Below are 25992 nucleotides of genomic sequence, written 5' to 3'. Positions count from 1 at the left end.
ACGTATGCGTAAACAGTCTAAAACTCCCCACACTTCCTTCTCTTCCTCACGCCGCCAGTTACTCAAAGCCAGTTCCGTGCTGGCCGCGGTGCCATTCATCTTGCCACGTAGCGTGTTCGCGGCAGCGGGCAACAGCGCAATCAGCGTGCAAAAATTCTATAGCGGCGACTGGATTGCCGCCTTCAAACATGCATTTACTATGGCTGATACTGTCAGCGTTCCCGCCGATATAGTCTGCGATAACATCAACACTGCGATTTTTATACCGGAAGGGAAAACCTTGCGGGTTGCGGGTGGTTTGAAGGGCAACGGCAAAGGGCGTTTTGTGCTGCAAGACGGCTGCCAGATTTTGGGCGAGAAGGGCGGGCGGTTTAACAATATCACCCTTGATGTGCGGGGTTCAGACTGCACCATCAAAGGCATTGATATGAGCGGCTTTGTGCCAGTGACGCAAATCTACATCGGCGGCAAAGACCAGCGCACTATGCGCAACCTGGTGATTGATAGCATTACGGTACACGATGCGAACTACGCCATTTTGCGGCAGGGTTTCCACAATCGCATGGAAAACGTCAAGATCACCAATGGCCATTTTAGTCGATTGCAGGGTGACGCCATCGAATGGAACGTGGCAATCAACGACCACAATTTGCTTATCTCCGACCATGTAATTGAAAACATTGATTGCACCAATGGGAAGATCAACTGGGGGATTGGCATTGGTCTGGCGGGCAGCACCTACGACAACGAATATCCGGAAGATCAGGCGGTGAAAAACTTTGTTGTTGCCAATATTACGGGTAGCAATTGCCGCCAGCTAGTCCACGTTGAGAACGGTAAACACTTCGTTATTCGCAATATTAAAGCTCGAAATATCAATCATACTTTTAGTAAGAATGCAGGCATCGATAACGCGACAGTGGCTATTTATGGCTGTGATAATTTCGTTATTGATAACGTCGATATGGTCAACAGCGCGGGATTTCTGATTGGTTACGGGGTAATTAAAGGTAACTACTTGTCTATTCCGCAAAATTTTAAACTAAATGATATTACGCTTGATAATACGGAGATGCGGCTTAAAAGTAGGGGCATCCAAATTTCATCAGGCAATGCGACATCTTTCGTAGCGATTACCAATGTGGCGATGAAACGCGCAACGCTTGAACTGCATAACAAACCGCAACACTTGTTTCTGAGAAACATCGATGTGATGCAGTATTCTGAAGCCGGTCCAGCGTTGAAGCTCAACTTCGATTTGCGTAAAGACGTGCGTGGCCGTTTTATGGCCAAAGAGGATACCTTGCTGTCGCTTGCCAATGTGCGTGCGGTGAACGAGAAGGGCAGTAGTTCGGTGGACATTGACCGGGTGGATCACCAACACGTGAACACCAGTGGATTGAATTTTGCTCTGCCAGCGGTGAATAAGTAGATTGTCAAATCAGATTGCGATTTATCCGAGCTTTTGAAAGGCTTAAATCAAGACTTTGGTTTTGCGTACTTTCTTGAGAGCGTTAAGATGAAGGTCTATTTTTTGGGGATCAATTCATGCTGGCATCAGCGCACGAAAAGACTATAATCCCCGAACCATTTTGAGGTGGGTTTGAATATGATTAATTTGAAAGCAGTTATTCCGGTAGCAGGCTTGGGTATGCATATGTTGCCTGCCACAAAAGCGATTCCAAAAGAGATGCTACCGATAGTCGATAAGCCGATGATTCAATATATCGTCGATGAAATTGTGGCTGCCGGTATCAAAGAAATCGTGCTGGTGACGCATTCCTCAAAGAATGCCGTGGAAAACCATTTCGACACCTCATACGAACTTGAAGCTCTGCTTGAGCAGCGTGTTAAACGCCAGTTGCTCGCGGAAGTTCAATCTATCTGCCCACCGGGCGTGACCATTATGAACGTGCGTCAGGCTCAACCGTTGGGTCTTGGTCACTCCATTCTGTGTGCTCATCCAGTCATCGGTGATAACCCATTTGTTGTTGTATTACCTGACGTTATCCTCGATGGCGCCAGCGCTGACCCATTGCGTTATAATTTGGCGGCAATTATCGAGCGTTTCAGAGAAACGGGGCGTAGCCAGGTTCTGGCAAAACGTATGCCGAACGTAGATTTGTCTGATTACTCGATGATCACCACTGAAGAACCTCTGAGCAACGACGGGCAGATTGGTCGCATTGTTGATTTCGTGGAAAAACCTGACCAGCCGCAGACTCTGGATTCCGATCTTGCAGCGGTAGGGCGTTATGTTTTATCTGCAGATATCTGGCCTGAACTCGAGAAAACCGAACCGGGTGCCTGGGGCCGTATCCAGCTTACCGACGCCATTGCGGCACTGAGCAAAAAACAAGCAGTAGAAGCTGCGTTGATGACCGGCGAAAGCTACGACTGTGGCAAGAAAATGGGTTATATGCAGGCATTTGTGCAGTATGGTCTGCGTAACCATAAAGAAGGCCAGAAGTTCAGGGATAGCATTCAGAAATTGTTAGCTCGTTGATTGCTTTGTAATCAATGAAGATAGGTGTCTGATGAAAAGAATGGCAGTCAAAAGTGGCGGTGCGGTTACAATTTTGTAACTTTACTGCGGCTGACTGCCTTTTTTTTTGGGTAAAATCGGGTATAACAATTGCCGCTGCGTATTCGAATATTCATCACCCTGAATATCCGAATGTGTTGCAAAATGTAGGTCGCTACCTGGCGAAACGGGTAGTGCGAGAAGAAGTTCAGTCCACTGGTAGCTGTTGAGCCAGGGGCGGTAGCATGCCTGGGGCTAAATTTTACTCATACCATCTTTAGCTGCATTAAGAATAAACGCCCGATATTTTTTTATCGAAGTAAATTATTACAAGATCATAGAGAGACTTTCCCGTGAAAATTCTTGTTACTGGTGGTGCCGGATTTATTGGCTCTGCGGTCGTTCGTCATATTATAAATAAGACTCAAGACAGCGTCGTTAACGTCGATAAATTAACCTATGCAGGTAATTTAGAATCATTAGCTGAAGTATCGACTAATGATCGCTACGCATTTGTTCAGGCTGATATTTGTGACAGAAATACTCTGGACAAAATTTTTGCCGAACACCAGCCGGATTCGGTAATGCATTTGGCTGCTGAAAGCCATGTTGATCGCTCTATCACTGGTCCTGCTGAATTTATCGAAACCAATATTGTTGGCACTTATACGTTGTTAGAAGCTGCTCGCGCATACTGGTCAAAAATGAGTGATGCTCGCAAAGTCAATTTCCGTTTCCATCATATTTCTACCGATGAAGTTTATGGTGATTTACCGCACCCGGATGAATGCCCGGCAGGAGCAGAACTTCCGTTATTCACCGAAACAACCTCTTATGCGCCAAGCAGTCCTTATTCTGCTTCTAAAGCATCCAGCGATCATCTAGTTCGTGCCTGGCAGCGTACCTATGGTTTGCCTTGCATCGTAACAAACTGCTCAAATAACTACGGCCCATATCACTTCCCGGAAAAACTCATTCCGTTGGTAATCCTGAACGCCCTCGAAGGCAAAAACTTACCTGTCTACGGCAAAGGCGATCAGATCCGTGATTGGCTGTATGTCGAAGATCATGCGCGTGCGTTGTACACGGTTGTGACTCAAGGTGTGCTTGGCGAGACTTATAATATCGGTGGGCACAATGAGAAGAAAAATCTCGATGTGGTACTGACTATTTGTGACCTGCTCGATGAAATGGTTCCTAAAAACACTTCATACCGTGAACAAATTACCTATGTTGCGGACCGTCCAGGCCATGACCGCCGTTATGCGATTGATGCCAGCAAAATCAGCCATGATTTGAACTGGAAACCTCAAGAGACCTTCGAAAGTGGGATTCGTAAAACGGTTGACTGGTATTTAACTAATCAGCAATGGGTCGAAAATATTAAAAGTGGCGCGTATAAATCCTGGATTGAACAGAATTACGGTGAGCGCAAATGAATATTTTATTATTTGGTAAAACAGGGCAGGTTGGTTGGGAGTTACAGCGCTCATTGGCACCGCTCGGGAATATAATCGCAGTCGATGTTCAATCCACTGAGTATTGCGGTGATTTTAGCAACCCAGAAGGGGTTGCAGAAACGGTTCGTCGCGTGAAACCAGATGTTATTGTCAATGCTGCAGCCCATACCGCAGTTGATAAAGCCGAAAGTGAACGTGATTTCGCCCAATTGTTGAATGCCACAAGTGTTGAAGCCATCGCAAAAGAAGCAGAAAAAATTAATGCCTGGCTGATTCATTATTCAACGGACTATGTTTTCCCTGGCGATGGCGACAAACCCTGGATGGAGACCGATGCGACCGCACCGTTAAACACCTACGGTGAAACAAAACTCGCGGGTGAAATTGCCGTACAACAGAATTGCACTAAACACTTAATTTTCCGTACCAGTTGGGTATTTGCTGGAAAAGGTAATAACTTCGCAAAAACCATGTTGCGACTGGCTAAAGAGCGTGAAGAGCTTTCTATTATTAACGATCAATTTGGTGCACCGACTGGTGCTGAATTGCTGGCTGATTGTACAGCCCATGCTATAAAAACGGCTATGGCTAAGCCTGACGTTGCGGGCCTATACCACTTGGTTGCATCTGGAATGACGACTTGGTTTGATTATGCGAATCTGGTATTCGTAGAAGCAAAAGCAGCGGGTCTGGAATTAGCTGTCATGAAAACGAATCCGGTTCCTACAAGCGCATACCCTACACCTGCGCAACGTCCTCAGAATTCACGTCTGGACACTACCAAATTCCAAAAAACCTTTGGTTTAACACTACCGTCCTGGGATTCAGGCGTTAAACGTATGCTAGCGGAAATCTTTGCTGCTTCGAATACGCAATAAAAAAAATTAATTAGTTGCCTGAGAGCTAGCTGCTTCATTAAACGGAATATTAAAAATGACTTCACGTAAAGGTATTATTCTTGCTGGTGGTTCTGGAACCCGTTTGTATCCAGTAACCATGGCGGTTAGTAAACAACTGCTGCCTATTTATGACAAACCAATGATTTACTACCCACTCAGTACACTGATGCTGGCGGGTATTCGCGATATTTTGATTATTAGCACTCCTCAGGATACTCCGCGCTTTGAGCAGTTGCTTGGTGATGGTTCCCAGTGGGGGCTAAATCTGCAATATAAAGTTCAGGAAAGTCCTGATGGTTTGGCGCAAGCCTTTATCATCGGTGAAGAATTTATTGGAAATGACAATTGCGCATTAGTACTTGGCGATAACATTTTCTACGGACATGATCTCCAGAAACAACTTGAAAATGCCGTTGCCAAAGAGTCAGGTGCTACGGTATTTGCTTATCATGTTCATGATCCAGAACGTTACGGTGTGGTTGAGTTTGATAAAGAAGGTAAGGCAATTTCTCTTGAAGAAAAGCCCCTTGAGCCAAAAAGCAATTATGCAGTAACGGGACTTTATTTCTACGATAATAGCGTTGTAGAAATGGCGAAAAGCCTGAAACCTTCTCCTCGTGGTGAATTAGAAATTACTGATATTAACCGGATCTACATGGAGCAGGGACGTATGTCCGTGGCGATGATGGGTCGTGGGTATGCCTGGTTGGACACTGGAACGCATCAAAGTTTGATTGAAGCAAGTAACTTTATTCAGACCATTGAACTGCGTCAAGGGTTGAAAGTAGCTTGTCCTGAAGAAATTGCTTTCCGTAAAGGCTTTATCGATGCTGAACAAGTTAAAAAATTAGCGGAGCCATTGTCAAAAAATGACTATGGTAAGTATCTGCTGAAAATGGTTAAAGGTCATTAATATGAATGTAATTAAAACAGCAATCCCAGAAGTGATGATCTTTGAACCGAAAGTCTTTGGTGACGATCGAGGTTTCTTTTTCGAAAGTTTTAGCAAAAAAATATTTGAAGATGCCATTGGTCGGCAGATTGAGTTTGTACAGGATAACCACTCAAAATCGCGTAAAGGTGTTCTACGTGGTTTGCACTTTCAAAAAGGTGAGCACGCACAAGGTAAATTAGTGCGATGTGCAGCTGGCGAAGTATTTGATGTCGCAGTTGATATTCGTAAAGGCTCTCCCACTTTTGGTCATTGGGTTGGTGTGCATTTGTCGGCAGAAAATAAGCGACAGCTATGGATCCCTGAAGGATTTGCTCATGGTTTTTTGACTATAAGTGAGACTGCCGAATTTCTTTATAAAGCGACAAATTATTACGCACCTTCAGCTGAAGGTAGCATTCTATGGAATGACGAAACGATTGGCATTGAATGGCCATTGTCGGGTGTTCCAGAATTGTCTGCAAAGGATGCTATCGCCTCATCCCTTAATTTCATCTCTCTGCCTGAGTAACAATCGTGTCGCATATCATCAAAATTTTTCCTTCAAGCATTGAGTTTAGCGGGAAGGATGACGAATCAATTCTCGACTCTGCGCTTAGCGCTGGTATTCATCTTGAACACAGCTGCAAGAATGGTGACTGTGGCGTTTGTGAGTCTGAGTTATTAGCCGGCAGTGCTGTCGATGCAGAAGGTAAGTTATATGGTGAAGGGGATCGTATACTCACCTGCAACTGTAAGCCGAGAAGCAGTCTTGAGTTGCATGCACATTATTTCCCTGAGTTAGCAGGGCAGGTGAAACGAGTGGTGCCATGTAAAGTCAGTTCAGCAATGATGGCATCCCATGATGTATTGAAATTAATTTTACGCACACCGCCAACTTCGAAAACAGGCTTTCTACCTGGTCAATATATTAACTTGCAATTTAAGGGTGTGACGCGCAGTTATTCGATTGCCAATGCAAATGAAAATGATGGCATTGAATTACATATCCGCAATGTTCCAAATGGTCAAATGAGCAGCCTGCTATTTGATGCTCTTCAAGAAAATACGCTTATGCGTCTTGAAGGGCCTTGTGGGACTTTCTTTATCAGATCAAGTGAAAGACCTATTATTTTCCTTGCAGGTGGCACCGGATTTGCACCCGTAAAGGCTATGGTAGAACAATTGCTTGCGGATAAATCAAAACGCGAAATCTATATCTACTGGGGTATGCCAACAGCAAAAGATTTTTATTCGGATTTGCCATCAGAATGGAGTAGTACATTTAATAATGTGCACTTTATTCCTGTTGTTTCAAGTAGTGATGATTCATGGGCCGGACGTAAAGGCTTTGTTCATCATGCAGTAATGGAAGATTTCAGTAGTCTCGAGTCCTTCGATATTTACGCTTGCGGATCACCTCTGATGATCGATGCAAGTAAAAGGGACTTTATTGCAAAAAATTTATTTGTAGATAATTTTTATTCCGATGCCTTCACAGCATCTAAGTAGAATAGAGGATTAGACATGAAAGCGGTGATATTGGCTGGTGGGCTTGGAACTCGTCTGAGTGAAGAAACAGTTTTAAAACCAAAACCGATGGTTGAAATCGGTGGTAAACCTATTCTGTGGCATATTATGAAGATGTATTCCTCCCATGGAATTCGCGACTTCATTATCTGTTGTGGATATAAGGGATATGTAATTAAGGAATATTTCGCGAACTATTTCCTGCATATGTCTGATGTAACCTTCCACATGGCTGAAAATCGTATGGAAGTACATCATAAACGTGTTGAACCATGGAATGTCACACTGGTTGATACCGGTGATTCTTCTATGACCGGCGGTCGGCTGAAGCGTGTGGCTGAATACGTAAAAGATGATGAGGCATTCTTGTTCACCTACGGTGATGGTGTTGCGGATGTTGATATCGGTGCAACAATCGAATTCCACCGTGCACATGGTAAAAAAGCAACGTTAACCGCCACCTATCCACCAGGTCGCTTTGGCGCCCTCGACATCCGCGATCGTCAGGTTCATTCATTCAAAGAAAAACCAAAGGGCGACGGTGCCATGATCAACGGTGGTTTCTTTGTTCTGCACCCATCGGTAATTGATTTAATCGATAATGATGCCTCTACGTGGGAACAAGAACCCTTAATGACGCTAGCCGAGCAAGGTGAATTGATGGCCTATGAGCATAAAGGCTTCTGGCAGCCGATGGATACATTACGCGATAAAACCTACCTTGAAGAGCTCTGGGATAAAGGCAATGCCCCCTGGAAGCGCTGGGAGTAAATGAATGATCGATAAGAATTTCTGGCAAGGTAAACGCGTTTTTATTACCGGCCATACCGGGTTTAAAGGAAGCTGGCTGTCGCTTTGGTTGGCAGAGATGGGCGCTGAATTAAAAGGCTACTCGCTGCAAGCACCAACCGAACCGAGTCTGTTCGAAATGGCGAAAATTGGCGAGGTCATGGAGTCTGAGATTGGTGATATCAGAGACTTCGAACAACTTCGCAATTCAATGCAGACATTTAAGCCAGAAATTGTTTTTCATATGGCGGCACAGCCGTTGGTTCGTTTGTCCTATGATGAGCCAATTGAAACCTACTCGACTAATGTGATGGGAACAGTCCATTTGCTTGAAGCTGTTAAGCAGACGGGCGGAGTGAAGGCTGTAGTAAACATCACCAGCGATAAATGTTATGAAAATCGTGAATGGGTGTGGGGTTACCGTGAGCATGAAGCTATGGGGGGATATGATCCCTACTCCAATAGCAAAGGATGCGCAGAACTCGTTGCAGCCGCATATCGTAGTTCTTTCTTTAACCCAACTCAGTATGCAAAGCATGGTGTCGCACTTGCTTCGGTAAGAGCGGGTAATGTTATCGGTGGTGGTGATTGGGCATTAGATCGATTGATCCCAGATATACTTCGTTCATGCGAAAATCATCAGCCCGTCGTCATTCGTAATCCGCATTCCATTCGCCCATGGCAGCATGTGCTTGAGCCACTGTCTGGTTATATCCTCATTGCTCAGCACCTGTATAACGATGGTGTTGAATTTGCGGAGGGATGGAACTTCGGGCCGCGTGAAGATGATGCTCAGCCCGTTGAGTTTATTGTCGATACGGTAGTGAAACTTTGGGGTGAAGATGCTAGCTGGCAACTTGACGGTAAAGACCACCCACATGAAGCCCATTATCTGAAATTAGATTGCTCGAAGGCGCGCATGCGTTTAGGCTGGCAACCCCGCTGGGGGCTGGTGGAAACATTGGGTCGCATCGTCGAATGGCATAAAGCGTGGAGAAACGGCGAAGATATGCTGGCTTGCACAAAACGCGAAATTCATGACTACATGACAACCTCTTCTTTAAGTTAAGTTTATTAGTAACAGGAACCAGAGCAATGACAGTAAATAACCTGCGTGAACAAATATCCCAACTCGTTGCCCAGTACGCTGATGAAGCATTGAGTCCTAAACCTTTTGTTGCAGGTGCCAGTGTCGTACCGCCATCAGGTAAAGTTATTGGCGCGAAAGAATTGCAGCTGATGGTTGAGGCTTCATTAGATGGTTGGTTAACAACCGGTCGCTTCAATGACGCATTTGAAAAGAAACTGGGTGAATTCATTGGTGTTCCACATGTATTGACCACTACATCTGGTTCGTCAGCTAACTTGTTGGCATTAACTGCACTGACTTCGCCAAAATTAGGCGATCGTGCCCTTAAGCCTGGCGATGAAGTTATTACCGTTGCTGCTGGTTTCCCAACTACAGTTAACCCAGCCATCCAGAACGGTTTGATTCCAGTATTTGTTGATGTTGATATCCCAACTTACAACATTGATGCTTCGCTGATTGAAGCCGCTGTCACTGACAAATCTAAAGCAATTATGATTGCCCACACTTTAGGTAACGCATTTAATCTAACAGAAGTGCGCCGTATTGCTGATAAGTACAATTTATGGTTGATTGAAGACTGTTGTGATGCGTTGGGTACAACCTACGATGGTCAAATGGTGGGAACTTTCGGTGATATCGGAACAGTAAGCTTCTATCCTGCACACCATATTACTATGGGTGAAGGTGGTGCGGTATTTACTAAATCAGGTGAACTGAAAAAGCTGATTGAATCTTTCCGTGACTGGGGCCGTGATTGTTACTGCGCACCTGGTTGTGATAACACTTGCGGTAAACGCTTTGAGCAGAAATTAGGATCATTACCACATGGTTATGATCACAAATATACCTATTCTCATCTTGGCTATAACCTCAAAATTACTGACATGCAGGCAGCTTGTGGTCTTGCGCAGTTAGAACGTGTAGAAGAGTTCGTTCAAAAACGTAAAGAGAATTTCGCCTACCTGAAACAGGGTTTACAGTCTTGCGTAGAATTCCTGGAACTACCTGAAGCAACCGAGAAATCTGAACCATCATGGTTTGGTTTCCCTATCACACTAAAAGAAACAAGTGGTGTGAACCGTGTTGATTTAGTTAAGTTTCTTGACGACGTCAAAATCGGTACCCGCTTATTGTTTGCTGGTAATCTGACCCGCCAGCCATATTTCGAAAATGTGAAATATCGTGTAGTTGGTGAGTTAACTAATACCGACCGTATTATGAATCAAACTTTCTGGATTGGTATTTATCCAGGTTTGACAACTGAACATTTAGATTATGTTGTCAGCAAGTTCGAAGAATTCTTTGGTTTGAATTTCTAATATCAGAGGTAGGGGAGATTTCTCCCCTTAGATTTATGAGAATTTTGATCACGGGTGCAAACGGATATCTGGGTTCGCAACTTATATCTCATCTATCCGATAAACATATCACTATTGGGCTAGTTAGAAAAAATACCGATGCCAATGTCTTCATAGAGACCACTGATGAACACTGGATAGAAAAGATAGTAAAATTTTCTCCTGATGTAGTTATTAATACCGTAGCTTGTTACGGGAGAAAGAATGAATTATTTTCTACTTTACTTGATAGTAATATAATATTCCCAGCTAAAATTTTAGAATCATTGCCACAGACAAATACGTTATTCATCAATTGTGGAACATCTTTACCTCCAGAGGTTAGTCCTTATGCCTTTACCAAGCAAAAATTTCCTGAAATTGCAAAATTCATTGTTGAGGGTAATAATAATAGGTTCCTGGAGTTAAAGTTGGAGCATTTCTTTGGTGCTTTAGATAGTGATAGCAAATTTACGTCTATGATTATTCGTAAATGCCTAAGGAATGAAACAATACAAACAACATCAGGTGTCCAAAAAAGAGATTTTCTTTATGTTGAGGATCTTCTTTCTGCATTTGATTGCATTCTTAGCAACATTGATTACTTTCCAAAATTTGACTCAATTGAAATAGGGTCAGGCGAGGCTATCTCAATTCGCGAGTATGTGGAAACTGTTCACTCAATTACAAATAGTAAGTCTAATATTGAATTTGGAGTGGTGCCACAAAGAAAAAATGAATTGATGTTTAGCTGTGCAAATACATCTGCACTGAAAAATCTTGGATGGAGCAGGAAGTATTCACTTGTTGGTGCTATATCTGAAATAATTGATAAGGAAAGAGTATGAAATTACTAATTACCGGAGGTTGTGGTTTTTTAGGGAGCAACCTCGCTTCACATGCTATCAGCCAGGGTTTTGATGTCATCGTTTTTGATAATTTGTCTCGAAAAGGGGCGACAAGTAACCTTCAATGGTTGTCGGCTTTAGGGAAATTTGAATTTGTGCACGGTGATATTCGTAATAAAAATGACGTTGCACGATTAATGACTAAATACAAACCTGATAGTTGTTTCCATCTGGCAGGACAGGTTGCAATGACTACATCAATTGATAATCCTTACATGGATTTCGAAATAAATGTAGGTGGTACTATAAATCTATTGGAAGCAATTAGACAATATAATCCAAATTGTAATGTAATTTATTCGTCAACTAATAAAGTATATGGTGACCTTGAACAATACGAATATGTTGAAACTGACTCTCGATATACTTGTGTAGATAAACCCAACGGATTTGATGAGTCAACACAATTAGATTTCCATTCGCCATATGGATGTTCAAAAGGCTCCGCAGATCAATACATGCTTGATTATTCAAGAATATTTGGCTTAAGTTCTGTTGTTTTCAGACATTCCTCAATGTATGGTGGGCGACAGTTTGCGACCTATGATCAAGGGTGGGTTGGCTGGTTCTGCCAAAAGGCGACTGAGATCAAAAAAGGTATATCCCAACCTTTTACAATTTCTGGTAACGGTAAGCAAGTGAGAGATGTTTTGCATGCTGACGATATGATTACACTCTATTTTACAGCGTTAGCGAATGTATCGAATATTAGAGGCAATGCATTTAACGTTGGTGGTACCATTGGAAATAGTCTCTCTCTCCTTGAGTTATTTTCGATACTAGAAGATTATGCTGGTATAAAAATGAATTATACTAATTTACCGGTAAGAGAGAGTGATCAGAGAGTATTTGTCGCGGATATTACCAAAATTAATCATGCCACTGGGTGGGCTCCTGAGGTTTCTGCAACAAATGGTGTCCAAAGAATGTATGATTGGACAAGCTCACTATAGAAGAATGCCCGCATAAGCGGGCATAAATACTATGAACATTAAAAAAATACCAGCGCATATTTTGGTCGCAGCATCATCATGGCTTTCAAGAGTAATCTCAGCAGCCATTCAAATTGTAAGCATTAGAATTATAATATCTATACTTGGCGCAGATGCTTACGCAGCATTTATTTTATTGTCAGGGTTGATTGCATGGGGTGCCCTATCTGATTTTGGCATTGGGAATTCGCTACAAAACTATATATCAGAGAAGAAATCAGTTGGAAAAAACTATTACCCAATAATTTTTTGCTCAACGCTTTTTGCTTTATTATTAATGTTATGTATATTAGTGGTTCTATATTTTACCAGTCCATATATTGCGGATGTTTATTTAAAAAACTTCACACCCAATCAAGTAGGTGATAAGAGTAAACTTTTTTATACTTCAATGGTTATTTTTTGCTTTACATGTTTTGGTGCTATGCTTTTTAAAATATGGTTTGCAGAGCAAAAAGGGTGGTTAGCAAATATTGTTTCCTGCTGCTGCACTATACTGGGTTTTTTAATAATATTTGTCTTGAATTTCATTGGTGTCAAAATAAATATTTTAGCTATGTTGTTGATTTTTTTTGGACCATTAGCCATTATTCCTTCAATATATTTATTTAAATTTGACATATCTCTTCTTGGTAAGATAAAACTTAATAAAAAATATGTGCACACGTTACTTGCAATGGTTGCCCACAGGGCAAAAGGTTTTTTTATATTTTCATTGATGGGAACAATAGCTTTACAGGCCGACTATTTGGTAATGTCCCAAAAACTATCAGCACAAGAAATTGTTACATATTCTGTCCTTCTGAAAATATTTAGTTTTGTATTTTTTATATATTCTGCCTTATTACAAGCCCTGTGGCCTGTTTGTGTAGAGTATCGTATGAAAAAAAAATGGGCTGATTTGAATAAAGTAGTATATCGCTATATCACTGTTGGGTTGTCTTTGGTAGTGTTGAGTTCAGTGTCAATATTTTATTTTCATGAGCAGGTGTTTTCGATCTTAGCACCTTCGTTGAAAGCTAATATATCATGGATTTTATTCTTACTCTTTGGCGTTTATTTTTGCTTACGTGTGTGGAGTGATACTTTTGTGATGCTCTTGCAAAGCATGAATTATTTGAAACCTCTATGGTATTTAGTTCCCATCCAAGCAATACTAAGTTTTGTTCTCCAATGGTCCTTTGCAGATATCTATGGGATATACGGAATTGTAAGTGGCCTAATTCTTTCATTTGTCTTATCTGTGGTAATAATCACTCCAATTATGTACAGAAGTAGAATGAAAAAATTGATATTTGCTAATAAATAAGAGTGTATTAATTGTAGTATATTTGTTGGTGGGTATGTCTTTCTGCTATGCACGTGAATATACTTTGTAATTTATGTATTTCACTTTCTATGGCTATTATCCAAATAGTTAGATTGTCGTATTTTATATTGAAGAAGTATCGTCCGAACAAGTTTGTTGTTGGGGCATTAGCGATTTTTGAAATTATTAATCAATTTAAACAAATGGAGCTTCCAGTGGTAGAACAAAAACCTCTATTGTCAATATGCATTCCGACCTATAACAGAGTGAGTTATTTAGAACGATTATTATCATCATTATTATCCCAAATTGATTCACTGGATGGGAAATTTGAAATTATCATAAGTGATAATGCATCTACAGATAATACTGAAAAATATTGTGCACAAGTAGTTAGTGAGAATTCGTGTGTTTCATATGTTAGAAATGTACAGAATGAGGGGTGGGAAAGAAACTATTCTAATCTATATATAAAAGCTAGAGGACGGTTTGTCTGGCTCATAGGTGATGATGATTATTTAATGCCTGATGCTTTACCGAATATTATGAATATGCTTGATGGAAATATTAACGCTGATGTTGTCTATATTGATTCGCAAGCTCATAGTGACGGGTTTATAGGAAGTAAAGAAAATATAACATATGATACTTACAATACTAATGAAAAATTCATTCAAAGAGTTGGTGTATTCTTTACCTTCATTTCTGGAGTGATCATCAATAAGGAAAAGCATCTTGTAGATATTACACTTATTGATAAGTACATGAATACTGACCTCAATCTATTAGCATGGGTATATACGGCTCTAGTAAATGGGAATTACTTTATATACGTTAAAAACAAATACGTTGTGGTACAAGTTGGCAATACAGGTGGTTATAAGCTGTTCACCGTATTTGCGAGTAATTTAACCCGGATAACAAATGATTTCTTTCCTGTGGGAACAAAAAACAATACTAGTATTCGAAAGTCCGCAATGTTGCTTCTCTTGAGTTATATAGGTAGAGATAATAAAAAATTCGAATCTGAAAATTATATATCTGTAACAGACAGAGCGTTTGGTGATTTGCGTGAATATAAAAATATTTATAGCATTGTATATCGAAGTCCTTTCCTATGTAAATTCGTTTTTTTCGTCCATAGAGTATTTAGTAAACTTAATTCTATATTCATCCGGTTGCTTATGAGTATAAAGAAGGTCATATGTTAAGGTTTTTTTTCTGGTTTATAGTTAACGCACCGACACAGTTTAGGAATAAAATATTAAACCTGCTATATTTTCTTTGCTATACAAAAAAGATCAATGTTGACTGGCGGAGTGTTAAAATCATTAATCCTAAGCAAATAGTCATTGGGAAAAAATTTTCTGCCGGCCAAGGCTTATGGTTGCAGGCTATAAGTGATGACTCAAAATTAGAAATCGGTGATGATGTCAACATATCTGATTGGTCACATATCGGAGCATTAAATAAAGTTGTCATTTCTTCTGGGTGTTTAATTGGAAGTAAAGTACATATAACTGATCACTCTCATGGATCAACATTTTTTCTAGATGAGTTAATGCCTAATAGACGAAAACTAGTTTCTAAAGGTGAGGTTTTCGTAGGAAAAAATGTTTGGATTGGAGATGGTGCGATAATTCTTCCGGGTGTAAATATTGGCGAAGGGGCCATTATTGGTGCGAACTCTGTTGTGACAAAAAGTATCCCTGAATATTCTATTGCTGCAGGGAATCCTGCGGAAGTTATTCGTTTTTTGAGGTAAGTTATGAATTACAAGCATGTAGCGTTTACAATTATTGCTGAAAATTATTTGGCCTATGCACTAACTTTAAAAAATTCATTCGAAACACAAAATCCAGAAGTTCAATTTAATATAATTATTGCAGATGGCATTTCAAATGAAATAAAAAATTATAGTGAAAATAATGATATAAAACTACTAGATGCATTAGATATTGAACCGATTATTTTCAACAAAATGGCTTTCTATTATGATGTTACGGAATATTGTACAGCAATTAAACCATTCATGTTAAAACATTTCTTGGATGCTGGCTATGATACTGTGACTTATATTGATCCAGATATTTATTTTTATAACAGTCTATATGACAATGTTTTAAAGCATCTATCCGATCATTCAGTTTTCTTAACTCCGCACATATGCTCCCCAATTAAAGATGCTCTCATTCCTGCAGAGAGGACACATTTACTTTCGGGAACTTATAATCTTGGGTTCATTTCTATTGCCAACGATGCTAATGCACTAGCTTTGGTCAAGTGGTGGATGGATAAATGCCGGTACGAATGTTTTGACGAGCAGAGCTCTGGATTATTCGTCGATCAAAAGTGGATTAATTTGGTCCCTGGTTTATTTGAAGGTGTATATATTAGCCGCCATTTAGGTTTAAATGTTGCATATTGGAATATTCACGAGCGGAAATTAAATGGATTTAATAAAGTCAATGACAAGTATGACCTTGTTTTTTATCATTTTAGCGGTATAAGATTGAATGATTTAAACTCAATTAGTAAACACCAAAACAGATTTTCCTTAGATATAAGGCCTGATTTAAGAAATGCTTTTGAGCAGTATAAAAATGAAGTCGAAAGTAAAATAAATAGTTTACCAAGTTTACCAAATTATAAATTCTCAACGTATTCAAATGGGAAGAGAATTAGTTTACTGGCAAGGCGTGCATACTTTGTTGTACAAGATTCATTTAGCAGCCCATTTAACAGCGAAATAGCGCAAAATTTATTTTTTGATCATTTGCAGATTCTGAAAATTAAAGAGAAAAATAAATCAAATGAAATTATAGACAAAAAATCTATAACTAATAACTTATCATATCTTTCTAAAATTATGAAAATCGTTCTTAGAGTTTTAGGCCCATATAGGTACATCTCTTTAGTAAAAGCATTCCGATACTTAGCTGGTCTATCTAATTGTGATTTTTTGTACAAAAAATAGTTTTTAAATTTCGTCTGGCATTCAATTAGAATGTTTTTATAACGACACTGTTTGGATACAAAGTAGTGTCGTTATATTCATGTGAGGTTAATACGTGAGTGGTTTGAATGAATCAAGGCTAAAGTCCCATAGTTTAAGTATGAGTTTTGTTAAAATAATTATCATAGTGCTTTTTATAAATGCTCTTTTTAGTGGTGTAGACTTTTCCCAACTAGGGTTACCAAAGGGTTTTTCAAGTATACTCGATTTTCTTTTGAAATTTGTACTGGTATTTTTATTAACTATCTTTTATAAGATAAAAAATAAGCATGTTATTTTTTTAGTTGGTATGGTCTTTATCTTTTCTTTTGGGACTTTGATTGGTGGATACTATCAATTTTCAGTGTATGATAAATCCTTATCATTGATTTTGAATCTTTTACTATGGATGGTGATTTTTCTCTACACCCCAATTATAGAAAGAAAATACTGTATTACAGATACTATAATAAAATTCACAGTGTTAGTTGCTTTTTTATCGATTCTATTGTATGCGTTAGCCTTTCTCGGTTATAATACTAAATTCTTAGACAGTGCATGGTTATATGATCAAAATTTTCGGTTTTCGAGTACATTCAATGAGCCTAGTCTCAGTGGTTATTTTTATGGTTTGATGTTTTTGATTTCACTTTATTCAAACTACAATTATAAAAATTGGTTTGTATTTTTGTTTGGTGTTGCTGTGGTTTTAAGTGGTGCGAAATTCACATTAATAATCATTCCAGCTTTGCTCATCCTACATGTTTTATTTAAATTTAAGGGTTTTGGTAATGGTTTATATATTCTGATTATTGTTGCGATGTTTAGTGTATATTTATCACTTGCTCTATTTTACCCTTATGTATTCGAATTTATTTCTAGCCACACAAATGAGTCTGAAACAGTTACATATGTAACCCGTTTTGGGTTCCCAGTTTCTAGTATATACCACTCATTGGATTATCCGTTCGGTTCTGGTTTATACGGATTTAAGGTTACACTTAAACCGTATATTGAACAGTATTGCTCTTCGATTTCTAAGATTAATGTCAGTTGCTCCGAGCTTTTATCATATATTAATCAATATGATATAGTGGCGCAAGAAAGCTATGCACCAAAAGATGTTTTTAGTTTCGTTATTCTCTCATATGGTATCCCCGGACTAGTCTTCTTTATAGTCTCATCCATGTTCTTTGCTAACTTATTCAAAAATAATAGAAATCTTTATATTATTTATTTATATATATTATCTTCTATGTTATTCGTCCTTCCATTTCGATTTATTTTGTTTTTCTCAATATTCATCTTTCTTTGTTTTATTTGTAGGAGCAAGAGAATAGTATGATATATATTAATGCGCGATTTTTGACTCAAAAAAAAACAGGCGTGCAACAGTTTGCTATTAACCTATGTCGTGCACTTAACAAGTTACGAGATGATATAATTTATGTTATGCCAAATGTTGTAATTGATCAGTCTCTGGGTGATGAATTTAATCCGATGAAAATTGGTAAATATTCAGGGCATTTTTGGGAACAGTTTGAGTTACCTATATTTCTTAAAGGACAGGGTAGTCCATTATTAGTTTGCCTTTCGGGTCTGGCCCCAATATTTTATGCCAACTCAATCTTTACTATCCATGATATGTCGCTTTACCATAACCCAAAATGGTTTAAACGCTCTTATCGGTTTATTTATAAAAGTAATTATTTATTAACCTCCAAGCGTGCAAAAAAGATAATCACAGTCAGTGAGTTTTCAAAGAAAGAAATAATAAAATATCTCAAATGTGATGAAGGGTTTATATCGGTAATATATAATTCTATCGACAGTGGTGCTATTTATTCTCCACCTTTAGATGAACAACATAAGTTCATTGGAGAATATTTCCTAACAGTTGGCTCAATTGAACCTAGAAAAAATCTGGATTTTTTAATTAAAACATTTTTAGATCTTGACTTGCCAGACTGTAAATTAATAATTGTTGGTGGTAAGGGAAATGCTTTTTCAGACGTTAATATTAATATTGATTCGGAAAAAGTAATTTTTACTGGATATATCTCAGAAGAAAAATTATTTAATCTGTATCGAAACGCTAAATACTTTATTTACCCATCAGTTTATGAGGGCTTTGGTTTACCTCCATTAGAAGCGATGGGATTTGGATGCCCAGTATTGGTATCGAATATGGCTAGTATGCCAGAGGTTTGTGCTGACTCTGCCCTGTATTTTGATCCTTTTGATGAGGTTAGTCTAAGAAATTTATTATCCCGTGCATATAAAACATCTGATGGAGATTTAAGAGCTGAACTGATATGTCATGGGTATGAAAGAATCAAAGCTTTTAATGTCGAGAATGAGGTCCGCAAGTTTAATTCATTGATTGATGGTGTTAGTTAATTATGAAAGTACTACAACTTAGTAAATTTTTTCCACCTGTCTTTGGTGGGGTCGAGCAAGTAGCTTGGGATATTAGCGATGGGTTTGATAATATGTATTCAACTCCTATTGATGTTCTTTGTGTAAATGATAAGAATCTTAATGAGAATGATGGTGTAAATTATAAAATTCTACGTAGCGCAACTATTGGGGTTTTATTTTCAACTCCTATTTCATTCTCTTTCATTAATAAATGGCGTAGAATACGCAATAATTATAATATCATTCACGTTCATTTGCCCAATCCTCTTGCTGTTCTGGCGCTCTTTCTATTCAGAACTGAAGCAAAAATTGTTTTACATTGGCATAGTGATATTGTTAAGCAAAAAAAACTATTGCGATTATTTAGGCCTCTGCAAAATTGGATTCTTGCTCGAGCAGATAAAATTATTGTTACTTCACCAGTATATGGTGAAAGCTCAAATTGTTTAAGGCACGTTCAAAGCAAAATTGAGTGCATTCCCATCGGTATTGACGAAAGAAGATTTGATGAGAATTATACGTTCCTTAGTACTCTTCAAAAAAAGTACAAAGGAAAAAAGATAGTATTTTCTCTCGGTCGCCTTATTTATTATAAGGGGTTTGAGTACTTAATTGATGCGGCGAGAGAATTACCAGATAACATTGTTATACTGATTGGAGGTAAAGGGGAGTTATTGGAATCTCTCAGGAAAAAAATTATAGATAATGAGTTAAATCATAAAGTAGTCCTTTTGGGAGGGATTCCCTCTGAGGCGCTTGATTCATACTATCAATTATGTGATGTTTTTTGTCTTCCTTCTATCCATGAATCAGAAGCTTTCGGGGTTGTTCAACTTGAAGCCATGAGACATGCAAAGCCATTGATTTCTACTAAGATACCTAAAAGTGGAGTCTCATGGGTAAATCAAAATCAAGAAACAGGAATTGTTGTTGAACCATGTGATAGCTCAGCCCTTGCTAAAGCCATTATTACTATATTGCAGGGAAATAATAATTTTGGTCACAACGCTGAGAAAAGATTCCTGACTATGTTTACAAAGAAATTAATGATTCACAAATTACATACGCTTTACAGGAGCTTATAATGGAGTTTCAGAATTTAACTATTACTCCTGTCATTCTTGCCGGTGGTTCGGGAAGTCGCTTATGGCCTCTATCCCGCGTACTTTATCCGAAACAGTTCCTCTGCCTGAAAGGGGATCTGACGATGTTGCAAACCACCATTAGCCGTTTAAATGGGGTGGAGTGCGAAAGCCCAGTGGTGATTTGCAATGAAGAGCATCGATTTATCGTGGCGGAACAACTGCGTGAGCTAAATAAGCTGACGGAGAATATCGTTCTGGAACCCGCCGGACGTAATACCGCACCGGCTATCGCCTTGGCGGCTCTTGCGGCACTCCGTAATCAACCGGAACAGGATCCTTTGATGCTGATCCTCGCCGCCGACCATGTGATTCAGAATGAAGATGCTTTTCGTGAAGCCGTGCAGAATGCAATACCACTTGCAGAAGCTGGGAAACTGGTGACCTTTGGTATAGTTCCTCATATGCCAGAAACGGGTTATGGCTATATTCGGCGTGGCGAAGTTGCCAGTCTCAATACCACTGATGCGGATGCCGTGGCCTTTGGCGTGGCGCAGTTTGTCGAAAAACCGGATATCGACACCGCGCAGGCTTACGTTGCCAGTGGTGAGTATTACTGGAACAGCGGCATGTTCCTGTTCCGCGCCGGGCGCTACCTTGAAGAGCTGAAAAAATTCCGTCCGGATATTCTGGATGCTTGCGAAAAAGCGATGACTAATATCAATCCGGACCTGGATTTTGTGCGTGTTGATGAAACAGCGTTCCTGGCCTGTCCGGACGAATCTATCGATTACGCGGTCATGGAAAAAACTGCTGATGCCGTTGTTGTACCGATGGATGCAGGCTGGAGTGATGTCGGCTCTTGGTCTTCCTTGTGGGAAATCAGTGCTAAGACCTCTGAAGGCAATGTGCATCATGGTGATGTCATTAGCCACGATACCGAAAACAGCTATATTTATGCCGAATCGGGCCTAGTCACTACCGTGGGTGTGAAAGATCTGATCGTCGTTCAAACTAAGGATGCTGTACTGGTGGCTGACCGGAACCACGTGCAGGATGTTAAAAAAATAGTTGAGCAGTTAAAAGCAGATGGCCGCCATGAACATCATAATCATCGCGAAGTGTATCGCCCGTGGGGTAAATACGACACCATTGATTCCGGTGACCGCTACCAGGTGAAACGCATCACCGTGAAACCGGGCGAGGGCCTGTCTTTGCAGATGCACCATCACCGTGCCGAGCACTGGATTGTGGTGGCGGGTACCGCAAAAGTGACACTGGGTGAAGAAGTGAAACTGCTGGGCGAAAACGAGTCCATCTACATTCCGCTGGGGGTCACGCACTGCCTGGAAAACCCCGGGAAAATCCCCCTCGACCTGATTGAAGTGCGTTCCGGAACTTACCTCGAAGAAGACGACATTGTGCGTTTTCAGGACCGGTACGGGCGCATTTAGCTTTTGTCGGATGACGCTGCGCTTATCCGACCTACGAAATCTGTTGCTCCAGGGAGCGAAAATGACACAGAAACTGACCTGTTTTAAAGCGTATGACATTCGCGGCAAGTTGTGCGAAGAGCTGAACGAAGATATTGCTGAACGAATTGGCCGTGCTTTTGGCGAATACCTGAAACCGAAAACCATCGTGCTGGGTGGCGACGTGCGCCTGACCAGTGAGCGGCTGAAACTGGCGCTGGCGAAAGGGTTGCAGGACGCGGGCGTCGATGTGCTGGATATCGGTTTGTCCGGCACCGAAGAAATCTATTTTGCCACCTGGCATCTGAACGTGGACGGCGGCATTGAAGTGACCGCCAGCCATAACCCGATGGACTACAACGGCATGAAACTGGTGCGCGAAGGTGCCCGCCCAATCAGCGGCGATACCGGTCTGTTCGATGTACAGCGCCTGGCCGAAGCCAATGACTTCCCGCCGGTTGATGCAGCTAAACGCGGCAGCTACCAGAAAATCTCCGTGGTTGAGGCTTACATCGACCACCTGTTCTCGTACATCAACGTGGAAAACATCAAGCCGCTGAAACTGGTGATTAACTCCGGTAACGGCGCGGCTGGCCCGATTGTCGATGCTATCGAAGCGCGCTTTAAAGCGCTCAACGTGCCGCTGACGTTTATCAAAGTCCACAACACCCCGGACGGCAATTTCCCGAACGGTATCCCGAACCCGTTATTACCGGAATGCCGCGACGACACCCGCAACGCGGTGATTGAACACGGCGCGGATATGGGCATCGCCTTTGACGGCGATTTCGACCGCTGCTTCCTGTTCGACGAGAAAGGGCAGTTTATCGAGGGCTATTACATCGTTGGCCTGCTGGCGGCGGCGTTCCTCGAAAAACAGCCGGGGGCAAAAATCATTCATGACCCGCGCCTGTCGTGGAACACGGTCGATATCGTGGAGCGCGCAGGCGGCACACCGGTGATGTCGAAAACTGGTCATGCGTTTATCAAAGAGCGGATGCGCCAGGAAGATGCGATTTACGGCGGTGAGATGAGTGCCCATCACTATTTCCGTGATTTTGCCTACTGCGACAGCGGGATGATCCCATGGCTGCTGGTGACAGAACTGTTGTGCCTGAAAGGCAAAAACCTGGGCGAACTGGTATGTGACCGCATGGCAGCGTGGCCGGCGAGCGGGGAAATCAACAGCAAGCTGGCCGACCCGAAAGTTGCGATTGCACGGGTGCAGCAGCACTTTGCGCCACACGCTGAAGAAGTGGACCACACCGATGGCGTGAGTATGGCGTTTGCTGACTGGCGCTTTAACCTGCGGAGTTCAAATACCGAGCCGGTGGTGCGCCTGAATGTGGAATCACGTGGTGATACCATGTTGATGGAGCAGAAAACAGCTGAAATTATGAGATTACTTCTTCTGTAACTTCCCTGAATATTAGCTAATGACCCAGCAATGGGCCATTAGTGAAGATCAAACTCTACCCAGGCCCCACAAACCTGAGTTAACATCAAGGCAGCATTAGTACGACGTTGAAGTCGTAGTAACCTCTCAATAGACAGGAGTTTGTAATGTCCAAGCAACAAATCGGCGTCGTCGGTATGGCAGTGATGGGGCGCAACCTTGCGCTGAACATCGAAAGCCGTGGCTATACCGTTTCCGTGTTCAACCGTTCAGGCGATAAGACTGAAGAAGTTATCGCAGAGAACCCGGGCAAGAAGCTGGTTCCTTACTATACGGTGCAAGAGTTTGTTGAGTCTCTAGAAACTCCACGCCGCATCCTGTTGATGGTTAAGGCTGGTGAGGGCACGGACAAAACCATTGATTCACTCAAACCATATCTTGAGAAGGGCGATATCCTGATTGATGGTGGCAACACCTTCTTCCTGGATACTATCCGTCGTAACCGTGAACTGTCTGCTGAAGGATTTAACTTCATCGGTACCGGTGTATCTGGTGGAGAAGAAGGCGCATTAAAAGGCCCATCGATCATGCCTGGCGGCCAGAAAGCCGCTTATGAATTGGTTGCGCCAATTCTTAAACAGATTGCTGCTGTAGCAGAAGACGGTGAACCATGTGTGACCTATATCGGTGCTGATGGCGCAGGTCATTATGTGAAGATGGTTCACAACGGTATCGAATATGGCGATATGCAGCTTATTGCTGAAGCTTATTCTCTGCTGAAACATGGCCTGAATCTGTCTAACGAAGAGTTGGCTGCAACCTTTACCGACTGGAATAAAGGTGAGCTGAGCAGTTACCTGATTGATATCACCAAAGATATCTTCACTAAAAAAGATGAAGACGGTAAATATCTGGTTGATGTGATTTTGGATGAAGCGGCTAACAAAGGTACGGGTAAATGGACTAGCCAGAGTTCACTGGATCTGGGTGAACCTCTGTCATTAATTACTGAGTCAGTCTTTGCTCGCTATATCTCTTCTTTAAAAGAACAGCGTGTTGCTGCATCTAAAGTTCTTAGTGGCCCGCAGGCTAAACCATTTGCTGGTGATAAAGCTGAATTCGCTGAGAAAGTACGTCGTGCATTGTATCTGGGTAAAATCGTTTCTTATGCTCAAGGTTTCTCCCAGTTACGTGCCGCATCTGAAGAGAATAAATGGGATCTCAACTATGGCGAGATTGCTAAGATCTTCCGTGCGGGCTGTATTATCCGTGCCCAGTTCCTGCAGAAAATCACCGATGCGTATGCAGAAAACCCAGCCATTGCCAACTTGTTGTTAGCACCATACTTCAAGCAAATTGCTGACGAATATCAGCAGGCGCTGCGTGATGTGGTTTCATACGCGGTGCAGAACGGTATTCCAACACCGACCTTCTCTGCAGCTATTTCTTACTACGATAGCTACCGTTCAGCAGTTCTGCCTGCCAACTTGATTCAGGCGCAGCGTGACTACTTCGGCGCGCATACTTACAAGCGAACTGATAAAGAAGGTGTGTTCCATACCGAATGGCTTGATTAAAATCTATCTATAGATGTTTTATCCAGCGGTCCTTTCGGGGACCGTTTTTTTTAAGATAAGCTCTCTGGTTTTCTATGCTAATCCTGAGTATAGTTGATGCTACTGTTGTAAATGTAACAATTTAGTAACATTAAAAAGGTGTTTTGAGCTGTAAACGAAAACATACTTTTCAACAAATTTTTTTATAACCCCTTGTTATACTAGCGCTGTAAACAATTACCTCTCTGAACAATTTCGATTAGGGTAACCATGAATCAAAATAGCAATGATGTGATAAAAAATCGCATCGACAGCAACGAAGAATCTATTGATTTGATTGATCTTTTAATGCAGTTGTGGAAAGGGAAAGTGACTATTATCGCTTTCGCTGTAGCGACCGTTATTCTTGCAGTGATCTATTTGTTTGTTGCTAAAGAGAAATGGACCTCTGAAGCTATTATCACATTGCCGGACTCAGGGCAAATCGCGAATTATAACAACTCAATGGACGTTTTGTATGGCACAGGGGCTCCGACGATTGTCGATGTCCAGCAGCGTTTCTTTAGCCGTTTTAACTCTGCTTTATCTGCATTGTCTGAACAGTTAGATAATCAAGAAAAACCTGAAAAGCTGACGATAACGCAGTCGGTCAAAGATCAGCCGGTCCCACTGAAAGTAAGCTATGTGGCGACAAGTGCAGCAGATGCGCAAAAAACGCTCACAACTTATATTCAGCAAATCAACAAACGTGTGGTTACTGAACTGGATGATGACTTGCAAACCAGCATTAATTCTAAAGTTGACGATCTGAAAGTAGATTTAGCAACTAAAGAAAAAATTGCTCAGGAACGCAAAGACAAGCGTCTGGAGATCCTGAATCAGGCATTGATTGTTGCGCAGCAATCCAACATCAAAAATACCCTGGTTCAGCAGGCTGAAACGCTGTCTGAAGACACCTTGTTTGTACTGGGTAGCGATGCGCTCTCTGCGACCATAAAGAACGAAGCAACTCGTCCATTGCCGTTGGATGAGTCTTACTTCAATGCGCGCCAAACTTTGTTAGCGATTAGCGCTTTGAAATCTAAACCAGATACCACTTACGCGTTTCGCTACGTGATGAAACCAAGTTTACCTATTCGACGTGATAGCCCGAAAAAGGGACTGACGCTTGTATTAGGTGCTTTGGTAGGGCTGATTCTTGGCTCGGGTGTTGTGCTTGGTCGTAACGCATTGCGTAACTATAAGCCTGTTGTATAGGTATCAATGATAGTCATAGGAAAGGCCGCAAACGCGGCCTTTTT

The 25992-nt window shown here is 41.2% G+C and carries 23 protein-coding genes; all 23 read left to right on the top strand.

Annotated features, from left to right (window positions below):
- Positions 1–4: 4 nt before the first annotated feature.
- The 23 genes from wcaM to wzzB all read left to right on the top strand — a co-directional run bounded on the left by wcaM (position 5) and on the right by wzzB (position 25948).
- Entirely contained in the window at positions 5–1432 is a 1428-nt protein-coding gene (wcaM, locus tag EC843_RS05805; RefSeq protein WP_133521878.1) for a colanic acid biosynthesis protein WcaM, read from the top strand.
- A 177-nt stretch (positions 1433–1609) separates the two neighbouring features.
- Complete coding sequence (gene galF, locus EC843_RS05800; RefSeq protein WP_133521877.1) at positions 1610–2506, top strand: UTP--glucose-1-phosphate uridylyltransferase GalF; 897 nt, start codon at positions 1610–1612, stop codon at positions 2504–2506.
- A 371-nt stretch (positions 2507–2877) separates the two neighbouring features.
- Positions 2878–3963 (top strand): dTDP-glucose 4,6-dehydratase, encoded by a 1086-nt coding sequence (gene rfbB, locus EC843_RS05795; RefSeq protein ID WP_133521876.1) that lies wholly within the window; start codon positions 2878–2880, stop codon positions 3961–3963.
- Positions 3960–4862 (top strand): dTDP-4-dehydrorhamnose reductase, encoded by a 903-nt coding sequence (gene rfbD / locus EC843_RS05790; protein WP_133521875.1) that lies wholly within the window; start codon positions 3960–3962, stop codon positions 4860–4862. The genes rfbB and rfbD overlap by 4 nt, the downstream gene beginning before the upstream one ends.
- 55 nt (positions 4863–4917) lie before the next feature.
- Positions 4918–5796: a glucose-1-phosphate thymidylyltransferase RfbA gene (rfbA, locus tag EC843_RS05785; RefSeq protein WP_133521874.1), complete on the top strand. Its 879-nt coding sequence runs from the start codon at positions 4918–4920 to the stop codon at positions 5794–5796.
- Between the two features lies 1 nt (position 5797).
- Positions 5798–6346: a dTDP-4-dehydrorhamnose 3,5-epimerase gene (gene rfbC / locus EC843_RS05780; protein ID WP_133521873.1), complete on the top strand. Its 549-nt coding sequence runs from the start codon at positions 5798–5800 to the stop codon at positions 6344–6346.
- Positions 6347–6351: 5 nt separating this feature from the next.
- Entirely contained in the window at positions 6352–7326 is a 975-nt protein-coding gene (locus tag EC843_RS05775; protein WP_133521872.1) for an FAD-binding oxidoreductase, read from the top strand.
- Between the two features lie 15 nt (positions 7327–7341).
- Positions 7342–8115: a glucose-1-phosphate cytidylyltransferase gene (rfbF, locus tag EC843_RS05770; RefSeq protein WP_133521871.1), complete on the top strand. Its 774-nt coding sequence runs from the start codon at positions 7342–7344 to the stop codon at positions 8113–8115.
- 4 nt (positions 8116–8119) lie between these two features.
- Positions 8120–9202: a CDP-glucose 4,6-dehydratase gene (gene rfbG, locus EC843_RS05765; protein WP_133521870.1), complete on the top strand. Its 1083-nt coding sequence runs from the start codon at positions 8120–8122 to the stop codon at positions 9200–9202.
- 26 nt (positions 9203–9228) lie between these two features.
- Entirely contained in the window at positions 9229–10542 is a 1314-nt protein-coding gene (gene rfbH / locus EC843_RS05760; protein WP_133521869.1) for a lipopolysaccharide biosynthesis protein RfbH, read from the top strand.
- Between the two features lie 35 nt (positions 10543–10577).
- On the top strand, positions 10578–11408 hold the full coding sequence (locus tag EC843_RS05755) for an NAD-dependent epimerase/dehydratase (RefSeq protein ID WP_133521868.1): 831 nt from the start codon (positions 10578–10580) through the stop codon (positions 11406–11408).
- Complete coding sequence (locus EC843_RS05750; protein ID WP_133521867.1) at positions 11405–12421, top strand: CDP-paratose 2-epimerase; 1017 nt, start codon at positions 11405–11407, stop codon at positions 12419–12421. The genes EC843_RS05755 and EC843_RS05750 overlap by 4 nt, the downstream gene beginning before the upstream one ends.
- Before the next feature lie 31 nt (positions 12422–12452).
- A complete protein-coding gene (locus EC843_RS05745; protein WP_133521866.1) occupies positions 12453–13769 on the top strand; it encodes an MATE family efflux transporter in 1317 nt (438 codons plus the stop codon).
- A gap of 89 nt (positions 13770–13858) precedes the next feature.
- Positions 13859–14980 (top strand): glycosyltransferase family 2 protein, encoded by a 1122-nt coding sequence (locus EC843_RS05740; protein WP_166642042.1) that lies wholly within the window; start codon positions 13859–13861, stop codon positions 14978–14980.
- On the top strand, positions 14974–15534 hold the full coding sequence (locus EC843_RS05735; RefSeq protein ID WP_133521864.1) for a DapH/DapD/GlmU-related protein: 561 nt from the start codon (positions 14974–14976) through the stop codon (positions 15532–15534). Before EC843_RS05740 ends, EC843_RS05735 begins: the two co-directional genes overlap by 7 nt.
- A 3-nt stretch (positions 15535–15537) precedes the next feature.
- Positions 15538–16746: a hypothetical protein gene (locus EC843_RS05730; protein ID WP_133521863.1), complete on the top strand. Its 1209-nt coding sequence runs from the start codon at positions 15538–15540 to the stop codon at positions 16744–16746.
- 94 nt (positions 16747–16840) lie between these two features.
- Positions 16841–18109, top strand: a complete 1269-nt coding sequence (locus tag EC843_RS05725) for an oligosaccharide repeat unit polymerase (RefSeq protein WP_133521862.1) — start codon at positions 16841–16843, stop codon at positions 18107–18109.
- Positions 18106–19164 carry a glycosyltransferase family 1 protein gene (locus EC843_RS05720; protein ID WP_133521861.1) on the top strand — a complete coding sequence of 353 codons (1059 nt, stop codon included), beginning with the start codon at positions 18106–18108 and terminating at the stop codon, positions 19162–19164. The genes EC843_RS05725 and EC843_RS05720 overlap by 4 nt, the downstream gene beginning before the upstream one ends.
- A gap of 2 nt (positions 19165–19166) precedes the next feature.
- Positions 19167–20270, top strand: a complete 1104-nt coding sequence (locus EC843_RS05715) for a glycosyltransferase (RefSeq protein WP_133521860.1) — start codon at positions 19167–19169, stop codon at positions 20268–20270.
- The gene (cpsB, locus tag EC843_RS05710; protein WP_133521859.1) at positions 20270–21721 is read left to right on the top strand and encodes a mannose-1-phosphate guanyltransferase; all 1452 of its coding nucleotides are present in this window, start codon (positions 20270–20272) and stop codon (positions 21719–21721) included. The genes EC843_RS05715 and cpsB overlap by 1 nt, the downstream gene beginning before the upstream one ends.
- Before the next feature lie 61 nt (positions 21722–21782).
- A complete protein-coding gene (cpsG, locus tag EC843_RS05705) occupies positions 21783–23156 on the top strand; it encodes a colanic acid biosynthesis phosphomannomutase CpsG (RefSeq protein WP_133521858.1) in 1374 nt (457 codons plus the stop codon).
- Between the two features lie 146 nt (positions 23157–23302).
- Positions 23303–24712 (top strand): NADP-dependent phosphogluconate dehydrogenase, encoded by a 1410-nt coding sequence (gndA, locus tag EC843_RS05700; protein WP_133521857.1) that lies wholly within the window; start codon positions 23303–23305, stop codon positions 24710–24712.
- 249 nt (positions 24713–24961) lie between these two features.
- Complete coding sequence (wzzB, locus tag EC843_RS05695) at positions 24962–25948, top strand: LPS O-antigen chain length determinant protein WzzB (protein ID WP_133521856.1); 987 nt, start codon at positions 24962–24964, stop codon at positions 25946–25948.
- Positions 25949–25992 lie beyond the last annotated feature (44 nt).

Origin of the sequence: Buttiauxella sp. JUb87 (assembly GCF_004361975.1) — a bacterium.
Lineage (GTDB): Bacteria > Pseudomonadota > Gammaproteobacteria > Enterobacterales > Enterobacteriaceae > Buttiauxella > Buttiauxella ferragutiae.
The sequence above is the reverse complement of the archived record's forward strand: the minus strand, read 5'-3'. Positions and strand labels throughout refer to the sequence as shown.

Bases quoted from the DNA above. Each gene is read 5' to 3' on its own strand.
- EC843_RS05720 (WP_133521861.1), top strand. From the start codon at position 18,106: ATGATATATATTAATGCGCGATTTTTGACTCAAAAAAAAACAGGCGTG.
- rfbH (WP_133521869.1), top strand. From the start codon at position 9,229: ATGACAGTAAATAACCTGCGTGAACAAATATCCCAACTCGTTGCCCAG.
- EC843_RS05715 (WP_133521860.1), top strand. From the start codon at position 19,167: ATGAAAGTACTACAACTTAGTAAATTTTTTCCACCTGTCTTTGGTGGG.
- rfbC (WP_133521873.1), top strand. From the start codon at position 5,798: ATGAATGTAATTAAAACAGCAATCCCAGAAGTGATGATCTTTGAACCG.
- cpsG (WP_133521858.1), top strand. From the start codon at position 21,783: ATGACACAGAAACTGACCTGTTTTAAAGCGTATGACATTCGCGGCAAG.
- EC843_RS05740 (WP_166642042.1), top strand. From the start codon at position 13,859: ATGGCTATTATCCAAATAGTTAGATTGTCGTATTTTATATTGAAGAAG.
- EC843_RS05750 (WP_133521867.1), top strand. From the start codon at position 11,405: ATGAAATTACTAATTACCGGAGGTTGTGGTTTTTTAGGGAGCAACCTC.
- rfbF (WP_133521871.1), top strand. From the start codon at position 7,342: ATGAAAGCGGTGATATTGGCTGGTGGGCTTGGAACTCGTCTGAGTGAA.
- galF (WP_133521877.1), top strand. From the start codon at position 1,610: ATGATTAATTTGAAAGCAGTTATTCCGGTAGCAGGCTTGGGTATGCAT.
- gndA (WP_133521857.1), top strand. From the start codon at position 23,303: ATGTCCAAGCAACAAATCGGCGTCGTCGGTATGGCAGTGATGGGGCGC.
- rfbA (WP_133521874.1), top strand. From the start codon at position 4,918: ATGACTTCACGTAAAGGTATTATTCTTGCTGGTGGTTCTGGAACCCGT.
- EC843_RS05730 (WP_133521863.1), top strand. From the start codon at position 15,538: ATGAATTACAAGCATGTAGCGTTTACAATTATTGCTGAAAATTATTTG.
- cpsB (WP_133521859.1), top strand. From the start codon at position 20,270: ATGGAGTTTCAGAATTTAACTATTACTCCTGTCATTCTTGCCGGTGGT.
- EC843_RS05735 (WP_133521864.1), top strand. From the start codon at position 14,974: ATGTTAAGGTTTTTTTTCTGGTTTATAGTTAACGCACCGACACAGTTT.
- wzzB (WP_133521856.1), top strand. From the start codon at position 24,962: ATGAATCAAAATAGCAATGATGTGATAAAAAATCGCATCGACAGCAAC.
- rfbG (WP_133521870.1), top strand. From the start codon at position 8,120: ATGATCGATAAGAATTTCTGGCAAGGTAAACGCGTTTTTATTACCGGC.
- EC843_RS05755 (WP_133521868.1), top strand. From the start codon at position 10,578: ATGAGAATTTTGATCACGGGTGCAAACGGATATCTGGGTTCGCAACTT.
- wcaM (WP_133521878.1), top strand. From the start codon at position 5: ATGCGTAAACAGTCTAAAACTCCCCACACTTCCTTCTCTTCCTCACGC.
- rfbD (WP_133521875.1), top strand. From the start codon at position 3,960: ATGAATATTTTATTATTTGGTAAAACAGGGCAGGTTGGTTGGGAGTTA.
- EC843_RS05745 (WP_133521866.1), top strand. From the start codon at position 12,453: ATGAACATTAAAAAAATACCAGCGCATATTTTGGTCGCAGCATCATCA.